A 19,278-nucleotide genomic window follows, 5' to 3' on the forward strand; every position below is an offset into this window, starting at 1 on the left:
GCCTACCTAATTATACAAATCATTGGCTATTTTGATCGTTACGGCTAGTATGAAAGATAAGAAAAAGACACTTTTGCACATGGTTGATTGGAGTGGAGCCAGCGTCACTCCTAGGGGATTAGCGTCACAGATGAGACCCTGGAGCGAACGCTAGTGAGTGAAGCGGCTCATCGGACGCCCCCTGGAAAGGACGCTGGCGGAACGGAAATCAACCCCTCACCCTGCAAAGTTGCTTTTTCTGCCGTTGACACCATCTTTTTTACATATTACATAAATTTTGTTTCAACCCAATTTTTGAATAAGTCAAAATCTGTATAGACGATTTCTTTGTAGCTCATTGCTTGTAAAATTGTATGTTCTATAAATACATTCCGTTCTTTGCCGATAGCTTTTAGAATCTCCTCCTCGCTGTGATAGGTAAAAACAGGAGAATAATCGATATCAGCTCGGGCATGTATTTTAGCAGCAATTTTCCCCATAAGTGATGTTGTAGTAAAGTAATCCTCTATATCCTTATAGTTTTTAGGCTTAATCTTCTTTTTATAAGGAGAACGTTCACGAATATAAAATTCCTGTCCATTCATCGTGATAAAGGCTAAATGGGGGTCCTCTAAATGGTGCATGGCTTTTTGAGTTCCGACTACACGGGCTCCCTGGTGTTCATAGTGATCCCAAAATAGATCCTGATAGGGAAGAAAGTAGGCAGGGATGGCTGTGCGTACTTCTTTCATTTCTAACACTAAATTTTCAACTCCTGATGCACCCTTTTCGTCTTCCACTAAAATATAGTAACGTTTTAAACCGATAGAAGCTGTCCCAGAGCCATACTTATAAGCTATGTCCCTAATTTTATAAGTAGAAAGTGCGTTTGAAATGGCACTGTATTCCTCAGCAGTGACTGGTTGAATTTCTTCATTCCATAAAAAAGCACGTTCGCCATCTTCATTGTGATACGTAATATCTTGTAAGAAGTAAGACCTTTGGCGTTTCTCAAGCTTTTTCAATAACCTCTTTGCGGGTCCCTTTGTATTATCTTTTGTAAAAATGAGTGTTAGAGGATCATCTTGTTTACGCTCAAATCGTTTTAGCTGATCAATATAACTGTTAAGAAAATGTTGAATAGCCGTTTCTTGGGTTACCTTATGTAAGCCTTGTTCCTCTAAATAGAGCGCAATACTAACACTCATTCTAACAATATCGTATAAATAAGAGCCAACATAGCCCTCATCGAAATCATTGACATCAAAAACAATGGAGCCTGCTTCATTTTGAAAAGCACCGAAGTTATCCATATGCATGTCACCTTGAATCCAAGTCGGTTTTCTATCAGGAGTATGGAAGATTGAAGCGGATTTTGTCATATCAAAATAAAAGAGATAGGCACTTCCGCGGAAAAAGCGAAATGGACTTTCAAGCATTTTACGGTATTTCTCCAAGCGCTGTACCTCAGTTAAACGCATTCGTTGAACATCAAACTCTTCAAAGATTGTCTCCAATTGTTCTTGTCTTAAAAAAGTTCTAGTATGTTTTACTTGTTCCAATAAAGCATGCTCCATATCATAATCCCCTTTGTTATTTTAAAATTTATCTGTATATACGGAAATAAATTGAATAAGTTTCGAAGAAATTTAGCAAATGTACTCGATAAAAATGGCTAATCATCTAAGGTTATTTCATAACATGTTCAATAACCTATTTTCATACTATAAGACATGCATAGACACGGAGGGGGGTTGTATGTATTTCTTTACAAAAAGTCTTGTCATTATAATAGGAAGTATTTCATTGTCGTTAGGAATAAACTTATTTTTAACGCCCTATGAAATTTTAGATGGGGGAGTAGTAGGGTTAGCGCTAATATTACATTATTTATATAAGCTCCAAATTGGTTTAATGATTATTATCATTAGTATTCCGATTTTTATTATTGCGTGGTTTAAATATAAAACCTATTTTTACAATAGTATACATGGCTTAATAACGTCTTCCTTCATTATCGATTTTTTAAAGCCTGTCCGCAATCTTGTGCAAATTGATGCGCTCTACAGTGCCATTCTTGGAGGAATACTTGTAGGCTTTGGTATTGGTCTAATGCTGCGTTTTCAGACAAGCACAGGGGGGACTGACTTGATAGCACAATTTATCTGTGATAAAACGGGTATCAATGTTGGGGTATTGATATTTTTTATTGATTCCATCGTGATTGTTATAGGCGGATTCCTTCTATCCACCTCGACCTTTCTATTATCTATAATTACAGTGCTAGTTGTGGGGATTACGACAAGCATTATTACTAGTCGAGTTTAATAAACAAAAAAAGTTCCAGTATAAACTGAAACTATTTGGGGGACTGATTATCGAGTGCTTTCATTAGCTTCTTTTTTGGATGTGCGGGTTTCACTTCGGCAATTAGTATAGCTAGTAAAATAAGTACGGCACCAACGACCATACGGCTTGTTAGCATTTCATGCAAGAAGATTACGGATAAAACCATGCCGAAAAAAGATTCAGTTGATAGTATAATCGCAGCTTTTGTGGCAGTTGTATATTGATTGGCCACATTCTGGAAAAGATAAGCTATGGTCGTAGAAAAAATCCCTAAATAAACAAGAGAGTAAATTGCCTCTTTTTCAAGTGACGTAGGAATTTCACCTTGGCTAATGACAACTAGAACACCTATAAAGGAAGCTGTGAGAAACTGAATAATAGTTAGAGCAATGGCATCTTCCTTTTGAACAAAAAGGTTAGTACAAAAGATATCAAAGGCAAAAGCAACAGCACAAGCTAATGATAGGGCATCACCTATATTCATTGTCAAGGAGCCTTGTAATGATAAAAAGCCAATGCCCACAATCGCCATTATCGAACCAATGATTTCGTAGCCATCGATACGACGTTTATAAACGGCATATGCTATTAAAGGAACAATAATGACATTTACTGCGGTTAAAAAGGCATTTTTAGAAGGTGTTGTATACTGCAGTCCGACTGTTTGAAGGGCAAACGCTATATACAAAATCGTACCTAATAAAGCTCCCTTCCAAATTACTGATTTCGAAGCCTTTTTTAATCGGGCGCCAAATAAAACGGTTAATATGATTGAAGCTAATAAAAATCTGCCAGCCATTACTTGATAAGCTGTTAAATATTCTAGAGCAATGGCCGTTACAACAAATCCACTGCCCCACACGATTGCAGTAACTAGTAACATGCCATCAGCTATGTAAGTTTTCATGTTTTCTTCCTCCTAACTTCAATAGAATAGCATAAGAGAGAAGAATAGAATTTGATTTTATTTCTAAATATTCAGGCGTTTTTTTGTACTTATTCCAAAGCGATTAGTCATTGTTCATTTTGCTATGTAATAAGTACAATTTAACGGCTGCAGCTAGGCGTTCATAAAAAACATAATCATTATCTATGGGTGCTACTAGCTGACGTATTTTAGCCATACGATAGCGAATTGTATTTGGATGACAGAATTGTGCTACAGCAACTTCCTTAATATTTCCTTTTTTAATGATGTAGGTTATGGCGGTTTCCATTAAGTCTGGATCAGCCTTATCATCAAGTAGAGGTGCTAAAAAGGAGGTAACAAAGTCCATAGCGAATGTTGTATCTTTACGGTATAACTCGATTAATAAACAATCGGACGCGAGATTCTTATAATGACAGCTAGGGAGCGTATCGATTTCAGCAAAAATATTGGCAAAAAAAGCTTCGCGTAATGCCATTGGGAATCCAGTCTGGGTATCATTACAACTGCTATAGCCGAAAGTGATGGTATCAGTGGGTATGGCGTATAATGCTAGCCATTCATGTAAAACCCTTTCAAATTGGAATTGCTGAGATGGATGTGTCATGATGACAAATAGACTTTTTTTATAAGAACAAATCATACCCGATTTTAATAGCGGCTCCAACGAGTTAAAGGGCCGCATCCAGCTCTGGTGGATTTTGTCATCAGCTCGTAAATTTGCTATAAATACATATTTTTCAAAGGGCTTATTGAGCTGTTGTAAAATGGATTTAATTTGCTCCTGTGTCACATCTTCCTCCATTAGCCTTCGTAAAATCGTTTCGATAAAATAGGAATAATCCTGTGTCTTAGCGTAAGCCATTGTTTCTAAAATGATTTTCTCAAAAAACTCATCTCCACCAAAGCGTAATATAGGGAAATTATGCTGCTCTGCATACGACAAAACTTCTTTCGGTAATTCCTTAAAAATAACAGGCTTATAAGCTAAAGCACTCGCCTCAAGCTCAATTAGATTTTTAACAGCATTGAATAAATACTCAGGCTTTTGTTTAGCAAATAATAAACTACTTAACACAACACTGTTGGGGGTAAAGATGGTATCTCTGACATGGTGGATGTCAGGTGAAAATTCAAAGTCTAATATTTCTACATTTTGAACAGCTTTATGTAAGCCGTTGTGACCAGCAATAACAGTGAAGTCTTTTGTAATAGGTAGTTGTAAAAATTTCTCTACATTCATGTGTGGATCATTGCCTTTCCTGTAGTAAGCTTCTTGCTTCTATTATAAAATTACTTGTACATAAAAAACCATTTTTATAAATGCTAGCAGGTTTCTCCCGCAAAAAAATCTGCTCATTCAGCGGTATACCGTGAATTGAGCAGATTTCCAGTGCTTAACGTCTAGATATTAACAAAAATATTTGGTTTTCTAGTTCTCTGTGGATTTTCTTGCTCAACAGCATAGCCTACATTTAAAATGCGTCCTTCTTTAAAGGCTGGTCCAATAATTTGTAGACCTATTGGTAAGTTTCCTTTAAAGCCACAAGGAACTGAGAGGGCAGGTAAGCCTGTTAAGTTACTAGGTCCTGTAAAGCGGATAATATTATCAATTAAATCTACTTTTTGACCGTTTAACTCTGCAAAATCATCCCCAATAGTACTAGCTACAACAGGTAGGGTAGGGGAAATGAGCACATCTACCTTATTAAAAATCTCTGTAAACTCCTGCTTTATTTGACGACGTACCTGCTGAGCCTGCAAGTAATCGACTGCAGAAGGCAATTCACCAAGCTCAAATAGCAGACGAATATCGTCACCAAAGTCTTGTGGTCTCTTTTGTAAATCTGAATGGTGTATAGTTGCTGCCTCTGAAAGAGACGTCACAAGCTCTGCCCATTCTGCATATTGTAGGGAAGGAATACGCACCACTTCCACTTTAGCGCCTTGATCCACTAAGCTTTGAATACTTGCTCTAACAGCCTTCTCTACATCAATATCAACATTATTAAAGAAGTACTCTTCATTGATACCAATCACTAGATCCTTGATATTGCCAGTAAGCTGCTTCTCATAGTTGTCTATTGGAATATCAATGCAGGTAGGGTCTCGATGATCAAAACCAGCGATAACTTCGAGCAAGCCCGCTGCATCCTTAACGGTCTTTGTCATCGGGCCAATATGGTCTAAGCTCCATGCTAGCGGGTAGCAGCCGTATTTACTTACACGACCGTGTGTAGGTTTTAAACCTACAATGCCGCAAGCAGAGGATGGAATTCGAATAGAGCCTGCTGTATCTGTCCCTAGTGAAGCAACACTTGCTCCAGCTGCAACAGCCGCACCAGAGCCTCCACTTGAACCACCAGGAATTTTATCTAAATCCCATGGGTTACGGACAGGGCCGTAATGAGGGTTGTTATTGGTAATTCCCCAAGCATATTCATGCATGCTTAATTTTCCAGTGAAAATAACACCAGCGTCACGAAGCTTTTCAACTACTGTCGCATCATAATCAGAAACGAAGTCCTTATGAATTTTTGAGGACATCGTTGTTATTTTATCTTTAAAATACAAGTTGTCCTTTAAGGCCATAGGTATTCCATGATACATACCCTTATAATGGCCTTGGAGAATCTCCTGTTCAACTTCTTTTGCCCTTGCTAAAGCTTCTTCCCGATAAAAAGCCATATAGGAATTGATTTTAGGCTGACTTTCCTCAGCAAAATCTAAAATAGCCTTCGTTAATTCCACGGGAGATAGCGTCTTTGATGCAAGTAAAGGTGCCAATTCTTCAACAGATTTTAAATGTAAATCAGTTGTCAATGTGATCACCTCCAGGAATACTACGTACAGCGATGTCCGCATCATCAATCGCAATACCTTCTAAATTGCTGCGAAGTGACTGCATACCTTCCCAGCGTGTTTTTAATAGTTCAAGGTGTTCAGGTTTCGGTGTAATTCCTTTGTTCTCCAATAACTGTTGAATAGACAAGCTCATTAACAGGATCCTCCCTTGAATAATTTTTATCTAAATAGGTTTCCCTATTAAGACCGATACAGTAAAAACACAAAAAAATATAATAGGTAATATAAACCTATTATTACAATCATACACTAATATTATTTTATATCAAATAAATTATTTGTAATTGTCTTAATATTAAGAAATATTGACTAGGAAAGAGTTTTGTTAAAACCTATTGCTAGAACTGGCTCTTTTTACATTCGATTCACAGTCTATTTACAATCAAAGCGTACAATGAACCATAATAACCAAATTGAAGAGGTGCAAGAATGGAGTCTGCAGTGGGACAAAGTATAAAAACAAGTAATATATTTTCTTTTTTTAAATATTTATATGGGCAGCATCAAAGCAGTTCGTTATATATGAAACGTTTAAAGGCATTGAAACAAATTATTCAGCATAACGATTTACATACATACTTTCAACCTATTGTAGATTTACAGTCAAAGCAAACAATAGGATTTGAAGCATTAAATCGACCATTACCCTCAACATTATTTAACAGTGTGGATCAGTTTTATGAGTTTGTAGGACAAACAGATTGTGTTTTTTTATTTGAATGTTTTTGTAGAAATCTTTCCTTGCAACGTTTCAAGGAACGTTTACACAAAGACTTGGTGAATAAAAACTTTTTAGTGTTCCTTAATATACATCCGAATGTTTTATTAGATAAAAAATATCACAGTGGCGAAACGTTACAATTATTGAAGGAGCTTGGTATTAAACCTCAGCAAGTGGTTTTTGAACTGACTGAACGGAGTGCGGTAATAGATTTTATGGAGTTTGAACGTGTATTATCGCATTATCGATCACAGGGCTATCGCATTGCCGTAGATGATGTGGGATCGGGCTATAATAGTTTAAAAACGCTCATCTATTTAAAGCCAGAATTTATTAAGCTAGACCGTTCATTAATTCAATTCATAGACCAAAATAATGAGCAACAGCAGCTCGTCACATTGTTAATGAAATATGCAGAACAAGCCAATACTAAAATCATCGCTGAAGGGATTGAACGACAAGAGGAGCTTGATTATCTCTATCGTATTGGCATTCATTATGCACAGGGATATGCGATAGGAAAGCCTGCAAAGGAAATATATATGGGGAAAATAAGGGTGGGTGACCATGAAGATAGGGGAAGTCATTGAGAAAGTTCCATGTATTGATGAATTTGTGAAAAACAAAGAAGTAGATGTACTTTTTACAAGTAATCCATCGTTGCGTAGCGTTGTTGTTGTGCGTGATGAAAAACCAATTGGACATATTACACGCACACATTTCTATCAAAAAATCGGTACTCGGTATGGCTATCATTTATTAATGGAACGTCAAAATCAGCTGATGATAAAGAAAAACCCTTTAATCGTTGATCGTAATACACCGATCACAGAGGTTAGTACATTAGCTATGGCTAGACCTCCTGAGGATTTATATGATGATGTCATCGTCACGAAAAACAATCTTTATTATGGCATGGTTAGTATTCGAGAGTTATTGTTAAAGCTTGTTGATACACAAGTAGCCATTGCAAGCTTCCTAAATCCATTAAGTAGTCTTCCAGGCAATAAATTAATCGATGAAAAATTAGAAGAAGCATTACAGCTATCGCAATATAGTTTAATCTATTTTGATTTAGATCACTTTAAATCCTACAATGACACATATGGCTTTAATAAAGGCGATAAAATTTTACGGTATTTAACAGAAATACTAAAAAGACATATCTGCGGCGTAGAGGATTTTTTAGGACATATTGGTGGAGATGATTTTGTAGCCATTCTACCTTATTACGAGGTAGAAAAGATGTGTCAAAAAATTATTGATGACTTTGATGCCAACATACTTAGTTTTTATGAGTTGGAGGATTTAGCATATGTTCAGGTAGCTAATAGATCTGGAGAACTGGAGCCTTTAACATGTACATCTTTATCTATTGCCGTTATTACGAATGAATATCAGTATTTTGACTCTGTGGAACAATTATCCAATGCGGTAACACATGTGAAAAAACAGTGTAAAAAAATCGCTGGTAGTTGTTACCTCATTAATAAACAACAAAATTATTTTGTTCATTAGCAAACTATGTTAGATTTGTGGAACTGATATGTAAAATATATGAAAATTTAAATAAAATTGATATATATTTTGGTTACAGGAGGTTTAGATGGATTCAAGAAGACTGCACATTTGGCAACCCGTCACTTGCTTAGAAAGAGCCCAAATCGTTAATGCCACATTGAATTATACAGATCGAGGGCTCTGCTTAACATTAATAGATCGAAACAATACAGAAGTTGATATTATCTATGATAAGATGTCTCCTATTCACGATTATGTTTGGTCTTTTCGCTATACTGGAGAAATCCCACGATCTGATTTAGTAGACATGGTCACTGAAGCCATGACCCAAGAACAATCTAAAAATTCTTCAGCAGAATGGTTTTATAAAATGAGCAATTCAGATTATATAGAATGGTTTGATCAACTCCCGTGGATTGGAAGCAAAGAAATTCCTACCGTAGAACATCATATCTACTGCTATAATGACGGTGTGTTTGACATCATTAGTGACTACGAACCAAGATTTGTAATTAGAAAATAATACTTAAAAGGCTGCCCCTGCACTGTTAAAAACTAACAGTATAGGGGCAGTTACTCATTTGTCACCAAATGTAGTGGCAGTGATTAAACTAGCTATACATTTACAAACATTTTTTAAGATCTTTTCCATGATTAATCCATTGCCAGAGGATGATTGTTACGCCATTTTTCGGGGTATAATCCTTAGCAAGAAAGCATTTTGTTATAGGAATTTATTAATCTTAATAAAACATACTTGAATTATAGGGATTATGGGTATATAATTCGATTACATTATTATAAAACATCTTAGGAGGCATTCCATTGTCGAATTTACAAATCATTCTTAACGTAGCAGTGTTACTTGTGTTCGTTGGAATTTTATATGTTATGAATAAAAAGCACGTGAAGTTTTCTAATCGTGTTTTTGCCGGTTTAGGCTTAGGGATTGTACTTGGTCTTGGACTTCATTTTATTTATGGTCTCGATTCTGAAGTATTAGCCAAAACAACATCTTGGTACAATATTATCGGTACTGGGTATGTGAAACTGCTGCAAATGGTAGCAATGCCATTAGTATTTATCTCCATTTTAATTGCATTTACTAAAATGAAGATTGGTAAAAATTTCGGAAAAATGGCAGCACTTATTTTAGCCATTTTAATCGGTACAACAGCCGTTTCGGCAGCTGTAGGTATTCTTTCTGCAACAGTCTTTGATTTAGATGCAACACAAATTTTACAAGGTGATGCTGAAACTGCACGTGGCCAATACCTTGAAGAAAAAACAACGGGCTTAGCAGCTCCTGATTTACCAACACAAATTATTGAGTTATTCCCAGCAAATCCGTTCCTTGATTTAACTGGTGCTCGTTCTACTTCAACGATTGCGGTTGTAATTTTCTCAGCATTCCTAGGTTTTGCTTATTTACGTGTGGCGCGTAAGGATGAGGGAACTGCAGCTACAATTAAAAAAGGCTTAGATGCCATCTATGCCCTTGTAATGGGTGTTGTAACAATTGTATTACGCTTAACGCCATACGGAATTCTAGCGATTATGGCTCGTACTGTCGCAACATCTGATTTTGGAGCGATCTACAATTTAGGTAAGTTTGTCATTGCTTCTTATGTAGCGCTATTTATTGTTTTAATCGTACACTTATTAATCATTACATTAAGTGGTTTAAATCCATTTACGTATTTGAAAAAATCGGCAGAAACATTATTATTCGCCTTTACATCACGTTCTAGTGCCGGTACTTTACCGATGAATATTAAAACGCAAACAGGTCGCCTTGGGGTATCTGAGGGGATTGCAAACTTCTCAGGCTCATTCGGATTATCAATCGGGCAAAATGGTTGTGCAGGTGTGTATCCTGCGATGTTAGCCATTATGATTGCACCAACAGTCGGCATTAATCCACTTGACCCTGTGTTTATTATTACAGTTATCGCAGTAGTAGCGGTTAGTTCGTTTGGTGTAGCAGGTGTTGGGGGTGGTGCAACATTTGCAGCTATCCTTGTATTATCAGCACTTGATTTACCAATTGCTCTAGCAGGTGTATTAATCTCTGTTGAGCCTTTAATTGATATGGGTCGTACAGCGTTAAATGTAAGTGGTTCAATGACTGCTGGTGTTACAACAGCGCGTATTACTAAAGAATTAGATACAGAAATGTATAATAATAAAGAATTAGGTGCTCAAGTAGCAGACCTATAAGATCGAAGAAGCCCCGTTAAAATTTTAACGGGGCTTCAGCTTTATACGATTTTCACATAAAAATCCTTACCATTGATTAATTCAGATATCTCAATATTATAATTTTGTTTATAGTAATCATAAATATTGTAGGCTAAACCGGAGTGTCCATTCAAATAGGTTCCCTTTTTAATTTCTTTACGTGGATTATGGAAATCAAAATATAAGCGTGAATCATGACTCATTGAATTTAAAATAGCAAGAAATTCTTGTTCTTCAATATGAATTCCCCGTGTATACCGACATTCTCTACGATACGTATCATGTGACACATTTACGGGAGAAGCTTCAAGAATCATTTCAATATGCTTATTCAAATGATGACAGCTCCTTTCAAATTATAGGTAAAAACCATAAGAACAATCAGCTTTTATTACTTCTAGTATATAATTGTCAGAAAATTATATCAATATTTTTCTACCAGTTTTGCTGTTGAATTTCTTCTGCTATTAGTTGTAAGTCATAGGCAGTTACTGTTAAAAGATTATAATCATGGGACTCCCTATATTTTTCTGCAAGTCGTTTGATATATTTCGGTGAACCTTCATTTTCTTCATCATAAACTAATAAGAGTCCATCTGTATTTTGGATAATAAATTTGTCCTTCTCAATAAATTGCCAAGGAGCTTCATACGGTTTTTTGGTCACGCTTGTGACAAAATCAGCTTGGGCAATTAATGCCTGATACTTTTCTTTTTTATGATCTTGCCAATTTTTCTCTTGCTCTAAAAAGGGTGTGATCACGGCGTATTTTAAATGAGGAAATTCTTTTTTTAACATTAAAATGACTTCAGCACTCCAAGTTTCTACGCCCTGCTGACCGCTGATAATAACCCATTCGAGTCCTTCATCAAGCAGTGTACGTAGGCGAGCTTCCAGTGCTTTCTTTATGATGACAATACCGGGATGTTTATCATTAAAGATACCAAGCTCATGTGGTTTATAGCCAGTAATCATAATACGCTGTAACACCAAAATACCCCCTAAGCTGTATAGTTGTAATACTAGTATACAGCAAGGGGGCAAATGAAATCGATGTTGTCTATGAAAAGGCAAATAGTGTTAAAATTACTGCTACAGCTGCACAAATGCCTAAAAACCACCATGAGTCTGTAAAGTCTTCTTTTGTGTCACTATTCATAAAAAATATTCCTTTCTAATTTGCTTGTTTGAGGGATGTTACTTTACTTGCCCAGTCCAAGACCAATTTGTCCATATTCGTAAGATTGTTTCAAAGGGACCACGTTTAAATTTCTTTAAATAGGCAAGGCTGAAAACACATTGCAAGCTATAAACAATGATTCCAAAAAGGATTCCGCCAAAGACTCCTAATTTGCCATATAAGCCAAGGCCATAGCCATAAAAAACAGTTGTACAAATGATGGTTTGTAGTAAATAATTGGTTAGTGATAGTTTGCCAACGCTCTCAAATGCAGGAGCTAGTAGTTGAACTGGACGGGTGTTATAAATGTATGCTGCGAGGCAAACATAGCCAATCGCTAATAACTGGGAGCCGCCCATTAATAAGATAGAAGAAAATGCACTTTTACTTTCTATAAAACTTAAACTTTTACATACGAGTCCTATGGGTACAAGAAGAGTACCTAGCTTATACCATTTCATTTCCTTGTTCATCTCCACGAAGGCTTGCTTTTTAGCGAGCGCCATCCCAAACAGGAATAGTGGTGCGTAGAACATAGGTGCAAAAATTAATATAATGAAAATAAATGAAGAATCCTCCATTCCTGGTACTTCAGCATTAGCTCTAAAATCAAAAATTTCTAAGTAGCTTCCGTTAGCGTAAACATCATCCGCTTGCTCGATGTATGTCTCTATCTCTTTTTGTTCTTTTTTAGATGTTTCCATAGAGCCGTATGTTAACGCCGTAGTTAATACAAATAGAATGCCAGCCCAAATATATAAAGTTTTTGGTTTACGATTAATAAATGGGATTAAAAATAACATCATACAGCCATAAGAAAATAGAATATCGCCTTCCCACAATAAAATAGAATGTAATAAGCCAAGGGCAATTAATCCTGTTGCACGACGTAAAATAGACCAGCGGCTTTTATTCTTTTTTCTGCGGATGGATTCAATTAATTTAATAAGTGAGAAGCCGAATAAAATAGTGAAGATGGGCATAAATGAGCCTTCAATCACAACTTTTACAAAATATAAAGCCCCGTTATCTAAGGTAGAAAGATTTTTTAATTCATCTTTGCCATACATCCCGAATTGGAAGATTAGCAAATTTGCCATTAAGATGCCAAATAAACTAAATCCACGCATTGTATCAATGAAAGTAACACGATTAGTTGTCATTGCGTTTTATCTCCTTAATTGGTTATCTTATACATATAATAAATAGGGAAGCTTATGGTGAAATAATGACTACCTTAAAGTAATCTTAAAAGTAGGTGAGGAAATGCAGGAAGCATCAATTTTAGTGTTAGAGGATGAACGTGCCATTGCTGAAATGATTGAAATCATTTTAAGAAAAGAAGGAATTAACAATATTACCTTATGTAATACAATTGAAGAAGCAAAAGATGAAATGAATACTAAAACATTTGACTTTTATCTATTAGATATCATGCTACCAGATGGAAGTGGGCTGGATATGGCGAATAGTATTCGAGAAAAAAGTGATGCCCCTATTTTTTATTTAACCGCAAAAAGTAGTGATGCAGATAAGCTTCGTGGTTTTATGAATGGTGCAGATGATTATATTACAAAACCGTTTAACCCCTTAGAGCTTGTAGCAAGAGTAAAAGTGCAGCTAGTCCGTTATATGAAGAAAAAAAGTGTACCAGAAAATCACATATTTACTTGCAGACGTTTTACATTTGACAGTGATGCAGCAGAAATCGAGGTAGATGGTGTAAAGGAAATAATCAGTGGTCGGTTGTTTCATTTATTAAAATATTTATGTGACAATGCAGGGCAAGTGTTATCAAAAGAGCAAATATACGAACGTGTATGGGGTGATTGCTTATTTGATGATAATACAGTGATGGTACATATAAGAAAGCTGCGAGAAAAAATAGAAAAAAATCCTGGAAAGCCGACATGCATTATTACTGTCAGAGGCATTGGCTATAAGCTTGTTGGGGACATTTCTTCATGAAGCCAGCTGGAAAATTAACACTCCGTTTTGTTTCGTATTTCATCATATTCTATCTATTGATCATTTCAGGTTTTATTATAAGCTTGGTGTTTTTTGCCATTTTTATCAATGACCGTGTTGGTGACAACATTCATGTGATGAGCTCCTTTGAAATCGAAGATGATGCAGTTGTAGAGAAAGGAAAGACAGTTAAAATTGCTGATTATTTAGTGAAGAGAGCTGAAGAAAATGTTGGACAGCTGTATTTATTTGATCCAACCATGACGATTGTTGATTATACAGGAGATACCTGTGGTCTATGTGGAAAGTCAGATAGTGAAATATTGGCATTGCAGCAACCAGGCATGCATACATGGGAATTGCCGAATTACTACTTATTATTTCTTCCGACTACTCCTGTGCAACCACTTTTTGAGGAGGCACTTGAAAACTGGACAGCAACAGGGGACATTTCAGCTGTAACACGACAACGTCTAAAAAAAAATAAAGCTAGTGTTGAAATTTATGACGAGCAATGGAATCGGATTGAGGTCATAGGCGAACGATATGAGAAGCTAAATAAGCCACAATTACTAGAGGAAAAATACGATATTTTCGAGCATGCGGAGTTAAAGCAAAGTACAACATTAGCCAACGATAGGACATTTGTTGTAAGAATGCCTAATCCATCGTATAAGCCATTTGAAGAGCCTTTTAATAAGGCAATGGTACTGTTTGTTTCTATCTTCTTTGGGGGACATGTTATTTTGCTGTTGGGTGTTATTTTCTTATCTATTAGTATTTCACGTCAATTCGTGCGACCACTTGTCTATGTGATATCGCGCATTGAGCGACTTACCCAATTCGATTACAGAGAGATTAGTGACAAAAAAATCCATCATAAAAAGACAGGGAAGTTGAAAAGAAAATTTAAACTGTTCCAACCTGTAGAAGAGTCACTCAATCACTTATCGGAGCGACTTGATTCAAATGAAAGGCAAATCAAGCATGCAGAGCAATTACGAGAGGAGTGGATAACAGGTTTATCGCATGATTTAAAGACCCCGTTAAGCTCAATTTACGGCTATTCAACGATGCTGGCATCGGAGGATTATGAGTGGACAAAGGAAGAGATGCGTATTTTTGCAACAACCATGCAGGAAAAGGCAACCTATATGGACGCACTGATTCAGGATTTGACGTATACGTATCAATTAAAAAATAAAGCCATACAGCTAGATAAAGTGGTACTGCCGCTAGCAACATGGCTACCACAATTTGCAGACGAACAGGTGTGTGTGAAGGTGTATGGTGATGTGTTGTTACAAGCAGATGAGCTTTTACTCAAGCGAATAATGGATAATTTAATTACTAACGCGAAAAAATATACACCTGAAGGAACGAAGGTAATTGTGGAAGCACAACATACTGGTAAAGAAGTGATGCTTACCATTGCTGATCAAGGACCAGGTATTCCTCAGGAGGAGCTCGATAATCTATTCGAACGCTATTATCGAGGTACGAATACAACAGACGATATTACAGGAACAGGGCTAGGACTAGCCATTACGAAGCAGCTCATTGATTTACACAATGGCACAATTAGTGTTCGTTCAGGTCAAAATGGGACAATCTTTGTGCTAAAATTTCAATGTCATTAAGGTGAATCACTGTGTTTTCTTAATACTAGACAAAAGTCTGTCATAGAACTTAATTTCATTCAACAGAGTAAAGAGGTATCAAAGTATTCATTTGATACCTCGTTTTTTATTTATTTTTCGTACAGCGTTCAGAGGGCTGTTCAATTTTTACGTAACGCCATAAGTTATTGGCGATGTCACGGGCTTCTGCGATATGTTCAGTGCCGACGAAAGCCTTACGAAAAGGTGTTAGAAGTGATTCGATGATAAAAAGCTTTGGTTTTTCTTTCTGCAATTCTTCTAATAAGAATTGTGCATACTCCAAACCTTCCATTGTTTCATTATTTGATAATCCCTTTGTAAATCCTTGTAGTTGTTCAATAACCATTTCTTTTGTAACGGTTTTATAGTTCACGACATTTTGAATGGTATTAATCATTTCAACACTTACGATAATCTCTTTCGACTCAAGCATAGTGGGTATAATTACGCTAATATTGCGCAATGCTACACGTACAATAGCTTCTCGATTGATATATTTATAATCGGCAATAAAGACAGCGCGTAGAGTGAGGTTAATCATTCCAAGTGTTTGAACTGCACATTCATAGCTAATAGGGCTAATCTCTTCTCCAAAGACTTGTACTAGACGATTGGCGAGCCATTCTAGTTCTTGTAAATGGTAATTAATAATAATTTTTTTTAGTTCTTTATCTCTTGATTGGAAGATGGATTCGAATATCTGTACTAAATTATGTTCACGATTGACATACATGAGAACAGCGACTTGCTGCGTCAATACCTCTAAATCTGTAGGGTCTTTGCCATAAATGAGCTCATGGCGACGATTACTAGCTTCTTCACGACCTTCATCTAAAATGGCGATTAAACATTCATTTTTCGAAGTAAAATGATTATAAAATGTACCTTTAGAGATTTTAGCCGCATTGATGATGTCATTAATCGATGTATCTAGAAAGCCTTTTTCAATAAAAAGTTCACGTGCTGCTGTTATAATTTGTCTTTTTCTTTTGTTCATAACCTCACCTTTTTTATAATATTATACTCTTATTCTACACTTGGAATGCTTTTATATCAACGTTTATAAAAAATATAAACTTATTTGTTGAAAAAAGTAGACTACGAGTATAAAATAAGTTTTATCGTAAAACACAAGAAAGAATTGAGGGATATAAATGAATAGTGAGCAAACAATGAAAAAGCCCCCTTATGGCATGATAGCTATTCTATTTGTGGGTGCTTTTGTTGCTTTTCTAAATAACACATTGTTGAATGTGGCATTACCAACAATCATGAAAGATTTTGGGATCACCTATTCAAAAGTACAGTGGTTAGCAACAGGGTATATGCTTGTGAGCGGTATTCTAGTGCCTGCTTCAGCATTCTTTGTGACACGCTTTAAAAATAGACATTTATTTATTACAGCGATGTCTATCTTTACAATTGGTACAATTATGGCAGGTTTCGCTCCTAATTTTGGCGTGCTGCTAGCAGGTCGTATGGTGCAAGCAGCCGGAGCTTCTAGTATGTCACCACTTTTAATGAACGTTATGCTAACAAGCTTCCCGAAAGAAAAGCGTGGGGCAGCAATGGGGATCTTTGGTTTAGTTATGATTATGGCGCCAGCAATTGGTCCTACATTATCAGGGTATATTGTGGAGCATCATGATTGGCGTATGCTTTTCCAAATGATTATTCCATTTGCTTTAATTAGTTTATTATTTGGTGTTTGGAAATTAAGAAACGTGATGGAGACACGTGAAGTTCACTTAGATTTCCTTTCAGTACTTTTATCAACAGTTGCATTTGGTGGTATTTTATACGGCTTTAGTACAGCAGGAGATAAAGGTTGGTCAAGTCCATGGGTATATGGCACAATTACAATTGGCTTCATCGCTTTAATTATTTTCGTTGTTAAACAGCTGAAAATGGATGAGCCATTACTGGAACTACGTATCTATAAATATCCAATGTTTGCTTTAGGGTCTATTATCTCAGTTATTGTCTCTATGGCAATGTTCTCAGGGATGATTTTAACACCAGCATATGTACAGTCTATCCGTGGTATCGAACCATTTGAAGCAGGCTTAATGATGCTTCCAGGAGCACTTGTCATGGGGATTATGTCACCAATCACTGGTAAGCTTTTCGATAAATTTGGTCCACGTGTGTTAGCCATTATTGGATTAACGATTACAACAATCGCAACTTTCGGTTTAACAAAGTTAGAAATTGATTCAAGCTACACATATATCGTATCGATGTATACAATTCGTATGTTCGGTATGTCGATGGTCATGATGCCTATTATGACAAACGGTTTAAATCAACTACCGCAAATGATGAATCCACATGGTACAGCTATTAACAACACATTACAGCAGGTATCAGGAGCAATTGGTAGTGCAATTTTAGTTACATTCATGAATAATCGTACAAAAGCCAAAGCTGAGGAATTAATTGTCGAGGCAAAAGCAAATGCGGCACAAGCAGGTGCAGCACCTACAGCAGAGCAAATGCAACAAATGCAAGATCAAATTATGCAAACGGCCTTATTAGATGGTATTACACACTCATTCTTAATTGCCGCTGGTATAACAGTAATTGCAGTCGTGCTTGCATTCTTCTTAAAACGCGTAAAAATTGAAAGCGCAGCAGCGTCAATGGATTTAAAAAAACCAACTAAATAAACAAGTATCCCTAGCCAGTAAGTAAACATTTACTAGCTAGGGATTTTTTTATTGAGCCCGAATGAAAAAAAATTTTAGGATTGGTGTTATTTTTCATCATTTTATTTTATATGATAATACTAATTTACAGAAAATTTAGATATTTCATAGTGGGGTGCTTCCTTGGTAGATGCATATATAACTGGCTTAGTGAAAGAACAGAAAATTCCAGGTGCTGTATTAATTGTTCAGCAGCAAGAAAGAAGGCTATTTTCAGGCAATTATGGAGCCTATACAGCTGTGGATGGCAGCGAGCAGGCTATTTTAAGTAATACGTTGTTTGATTTAGCCTCCTTAACAAAAGTTGTCGCAACACTCCCGGCTGTTTTACTCCTGATGAGTCGAAATCAAGTTTATATAACAGATCCAGTTCAAACCTATTTGCCTGATTTTAAATATCCCCTTATTACAATCCAGCATTTATTGCAGCATTGCTCAGGATTGCCAGCAGATTTAACACCTGTAGTTAAGAGACATCATAAGCGTGACATCCTTCAGGAGGTACTGGCAAGTGATGTAGTTTGGCAGCCAAATGAACAAGTGCAATATAGTGATTTAGGTATGATTATTCTAGGAAAGGTGATTGAGAAAGTTACTGGCATTTCATTAAAAAGTTTTGTAGAGCAAGCAGTTTTTAAGCCATGGGGCATGCATCATACATCTTTTCAACTGCCTGTGCATACAAGAAGGCTTGCAGCATCTACAGAAATGGTGGCAGGTCAATTTGTGCAAGGAATAGTCCATGATGAGAAAGCTTTATTACTAGATGGTATTGCTGGTAGCGCAGGCTTATTTTCATGTGTAGAGGATTTAGCAAAGTATGCAGAAATTTGGTTGGGGATCAAGCAACAAAGTGTGATTCCATATGAATGGTTAGAGCTTGCCTATACGGAAACTTTTAAAACGAGGGGTCTTGGGTTTGAGGTATGGGGAGGAGATGAAGCATCATTTTGTTTTGGTAGGAGGTGGAGCAAGGGTTCATTTGGTCATACAGGATTTACAGGCACGAGTATTTGGATGGACCCTGTAAAAAAGGCATTTGTCATTTTACTAACGAATGCTGTGCATTATGGGAGAAATACAAACATGGGAAGGATTAGAGAGAAGCTTCATACGATGATTTATGAAAAATTACTGATATGAAGGGTGGATCTGCT

The 19,278-nt window shown here is 36.4% G+C and carries 18 protein-coding genes; 9 read left to right on the top strand and 9 right to left on the bottom strand.

Going from position 1 to position 19,278, the window contains the following annotated elements:
* Positions 1–266 precede the first annotated feature (266 nt).
* Positions 267–1,556, bottom strand: coding sequence for a DUF2252 domain-containing protein (locus tag PSR12_RS01390; RefSeq protein WP_221683360.1), 1,290 nt, complete (start codon positions 1,554–1,556; stop codon positions 267–269).
* Between the two features lie 181 nt (positions 1,557–1,737).
* Here PSR12_RS01390 and PSR12_RS01395 point away from each other — a divergent pair, with 181 nt between their 5' ends.
* Positions 1,738–2,307, top strand: coding sequence for a YitT family protein (locus PSR12_RS01395; RefSeq protein WP_221683361.1), 570 nt, complete (start codon positions 1,738–1,740; stop codon positions 2,305–2,307).
* 31 nt (positions 2,308–2,338) lie between these two features.
* Here the strand turns inward: PSR12_RS01395 and PSR12_RS01400 are convergent, their stop codons facing one another.
* The 4 genes from PSR12_RS01400 to PSR12_RS01415 form a co-directional block, all read right to left on the bottom strand.
* Positions 2,339–3,235, bottom strand: a complete 897-nt coding sequence (locus PSR12_RS01400) for a DMT family transporter (protein ID WP_004227698.1) — start codon at positions 3,233–3,235, stop codon at positions 2,339–2,341.
* 103 nt (positions 3,236–3,338) lie between these two features.
* Positions 3,339–4,499, bottom strand: a complete 1,161-nt coding sequence (locus PSR12_RS01405; protein WP_274771291.1) for a PucR family transcriptional regulator — start codon at positions 4,497–4,499, stop codon at positions 3,339–3,341.
* A 161-nt stretch (positions 4,500–4,660) separates the two neighbouring features.
* Entirely contained in the window at positions 4,661–6,079 is a 1,419-nt protein-coding gene (locus PSR12_RS01410; protein WP_274771292.1) for an amidase, read from the bottom strand.
* Entirely contained in the window at positions 6,069–6,254 is a 186-nt protein-coding gene (locus PSR12_RS01415) for a hypothetical protein (RefSeq protein ID WP_009373346.1), read from the bottom strand. Before PSR12_RS01415 ends, PSR12_RS01410 begins: the two co-directional genes overlap by 11 nt.
* Positions 6,255–6,550: 296 nt before the next feature.
* Between PSR12_RS01415 and PSR12_RS01420 the strand changes: the two genes are divergently transcribed.
* The 4 genes from PSR12_RS01420 (at position 6,551) to PSR12_RS01435 (ending at position 10,583) form a co-directional block, all read left to right on the top strand.
* On the top strand, positions 6,551–7,432 hold the full coding sequence (locus PSR12_RS01420; RefSeq protein ID WP_221683365.1) for an EAL domain-containing protein: 882 nt from the start codon (positions 6,551–6,553) through the stop codon (positions 7,430–7,432).
* A complete protein-coding gene (locus PSR12_RS01425; RefSeq protein WP_221683366.1) occupies positions 7,410–8,360 on the top strand; it encodes a GGDEF domain-containing protein in 951 nt (316 codons plus the stop codon). Before PSR12_RS01420 ends, PSR12_RS01425 begins: the two co-directional genes overlap by 23 nt.
* A gap of 88 nt (positions 8,361–8,448) precedes the next feature.
* The gene (locus tag PSR12_RS01430) at positions 8,449–8,886 is read left to right on the top strand and encodes a hypothetical protein (RefSeq protein ID WP_274771294.1); all 438 of its coding nucleotides are present in this window, start codon (positions 8,449–8,451) and stop codon (positions 8,884–8,886) included.
* 302 nt (positions 8,887–9,188) lie between these two features.
* On the top strand, positions 9,189–10,583 hold the full coding sequence (locus PSR12_RS01435; protein ID WP_004227708.1) for an L-cystine transporter: 1,395 nt from the start codon (positions 9,189–9,191) through the stop codon (positions 10,581–10,583).
* Positions 10,584–10,624: 41 nt separating this feature from the next.
* On the opposite strand, the gene PSR12_RS01440 is transcribed toward PSR12_RS01435, so the two are convergent.
* The 3 genes from PSR12_RS01440 to PSR12_RS01450 form a co-directional block, all read right to left on the bottom strand.
* Positions 10,625–10,939: a hypothetical protein gene (locus tag PSR12_RS01440; RefSeq protein WP_004227712.1), complete on the bottom strand. Its 315-nt coding sequence runs from the start codon at positions 10,937–10,939 to the stop codon at positions 10,625–10,627.
* A 100-nt stretch (positions 10,940–11,039) separates the two neighbouring features.
* Positions 11,040–11,594, bottom strand: a complete 555-nt coding sequence (locus tag PSR12_RS01445; protein WP_274771296.1) for an SLOG family protein — start codon at positions 11,592–11,594, stop codon at positions 11,040–11,042.
* 207 nt (positions 11,595–11,801) lie between these two features.
* Positions 11,802–12,947: a DUF418 domain-containing protein gene (locus tag PSR12_RS01450; protein WP_274771298.1), complete on the bottom strand. Its 1,146-nt coding sequence runs from the start codon at positions 12,945–12,947 to the stop codon at positions 11,802–11,804.
* 103 nt (positions 12,948–13,050) lie between these two features.
* Between PSR12_RS01450 and PSR12_RS01455 the strand changes: the two genes are divergently transcribed.
* Together PSR12_RS01455 and PSR12_RS01460 are read left to right on the top strand one after the other, a co-directional pair.
* Positions 13,051–13,752, top strand: a complete 702-nt coding sequence (locus PSR12_RS01455) for a response regulator transcription factor (RefSeq protein ID WP_257521008.1) — start codon at positions 13,051–13,053, stop codon at positions 13,750–13,752.
* Entirely contained in the window at positions 13,749–15,392 is a 1,644-nt protein-coding gene (locus tag PSR12_RS01460) for a sensor histidine kinase (RefSeq protein ID WP_274771299.1), read from the top strand. Before PSR12_RS01455 ends, PSR12_RS01460 begins: the two co-directional genes overlap by 4 nt.
* A gap of 106 nt (positions 15,393–15,498) precedes the next feature.
* Here the strand turns inward: PSR12_RS01460 and PSR12_RS01465 are convergent, their stop codons facing one another.
* The gene (locus PSR12_RS01465; RefSeq protein ID WP_274771300.1) at positions 15,499–16,410 is read right to left on the bottom strand and encodes a TetR/AcrR family transcriptional regulator; all 912 of its coding nucleotides are present in this window, start codon (positions 16,408–16,410) and stop codon (positions 15,499–15,501) included.
* 157 nt (positions 16,411–16,567) lie between these two features.
* On the opposite strand from PSR12_RS01465, the gene PSR12_RS01470 reads away from it, so the two are divergent.
* Complete coding sequence (locus PSR12_RS01470; RefSeq protein ID WP_274771301.1) at positions 16,568–18,082, top strand: DHA2 family efflux MFS transporter permease subunit; 1,515 nt, start codon at positions 16,568–16,570, stop codon at positions 18,080–18,082.
* Between the two features lie 162 nt (positions 18,083–18,244).
* Positions 18,245–19,264 (top strand): serine hydrolase domain-containing protein, encoded by a 1,020-nt coding sequence (locus PSR12_RS01475; RefSeq protein WP_221683373.1) that lies wholly within the window; start codon positions 18,245–18,247, stop codon positions 19,262–19,264.
* Positions 19,265–19,278 lie beyond the last annotated feature (14 nt).

Source organism: Lysinibacillus sp. G01H (genome assembly GCF_028872195.1).
Lineage (GTDB): Bacteria > Bacillota > Bacilli > Bacillales_A > Planococcaceae > Lysinibacillus > Lysinibacillus capsici.

Excerpts from the sequence above, each read along its gene's own strand:
- PSR12_RS01390 (WP_221683360.1), bottom strand. The coding sequence starts at position 1,556 with ATGGAGCATGCTTTATTGGAACAAGTAAAACATACTAGAACTTTTTTA.
- PSR12_RS01395 (WP_221683361.1), top strand. The coding sequence starts at position 1,738 with ATGTATTTCTTTACAAAAAGTCTTGTCATTATAATAGGAAGTATTTCA.
- PSR12_RS01400 (WP_004227698.1), bottom strand. The coding sequence starts at position 3,235 with ATGAAAACTTACATAGCTGATGGCATGTTACTAGTTACTGCAATCGTG.
- PSR12_RS01405 (WP_274771291.1), bottom strand. The coding sequence starts at position 4,499 with ATGAATGTAGAGAAATTTTTACAACTACCTATTACAAAAGACTTCACT.
- PSR12_RS01415 (WP_009373346.1), bottom strand. The coding sequence starts at position 6,254 with ATGAGCTTGTCTATTCAACAGTTATTGGAGAACAAAGGAATTACACCG.
- PSR12_RS01420 (WP_221683365.1), top strand. The coding sequence starts at position 6,551 with ATGGAGTCTGCAGTGGGACAAAGTATAAAAACAAGTAATATATTTTCT.
- PSR12_RS01425 (WP_221683366.1), top strand. The coding sequence starts at position 7,410 with ATGAAGATAGGGGAAGTCATTGAGAAAGTTCCATGTATTGATGAATTT.
- PSR12_RS01430 (WP_274771294.1), top strand. The coding sequence starts at position 8,449 with ATGGATTCAAGAAGACTGCACATTTGGCAACCCGTCACTTGCTTAGAA.
- PSR12_RS01450 (WP_274771298.1), bottom strand. The coding sequence starts at position 12,947 with ATGACAACTAATCGTGTTACTTTCATTGATACAATGCGTGGATTTAGT.
- PSR12_RS01455 (WP_257521008.1), top strand. The coding sequence starts at position 13,051 with ATGCAGGAAGCATCAATTTTAGTGTTAGAGGATGAACGTGCCATTGCT.
- PSR12_RS01460 (WP_274771299.1), top strand. The coding sequence starts at position 13,749 with ATGAAGCCAGCTGGAAAATTAACACTCCGTTTTGTTTCGTATTTCATC.
- PSR12_RS01465 (WP_274771300.1), bottom strand. The coding sequence starts at position 16,410 with ATGAACAAAAGAAAAAGACAAATTATAACAGCAGCACGTGAACTTTTT.
- PSR12_RS01470 (WP_274771301.1), top strand. The coding sequence starts at position 16,568 with ATGAATAGTGAGCAAACAATGAAAAAGCCCCCTTATGGCATGATAGCT.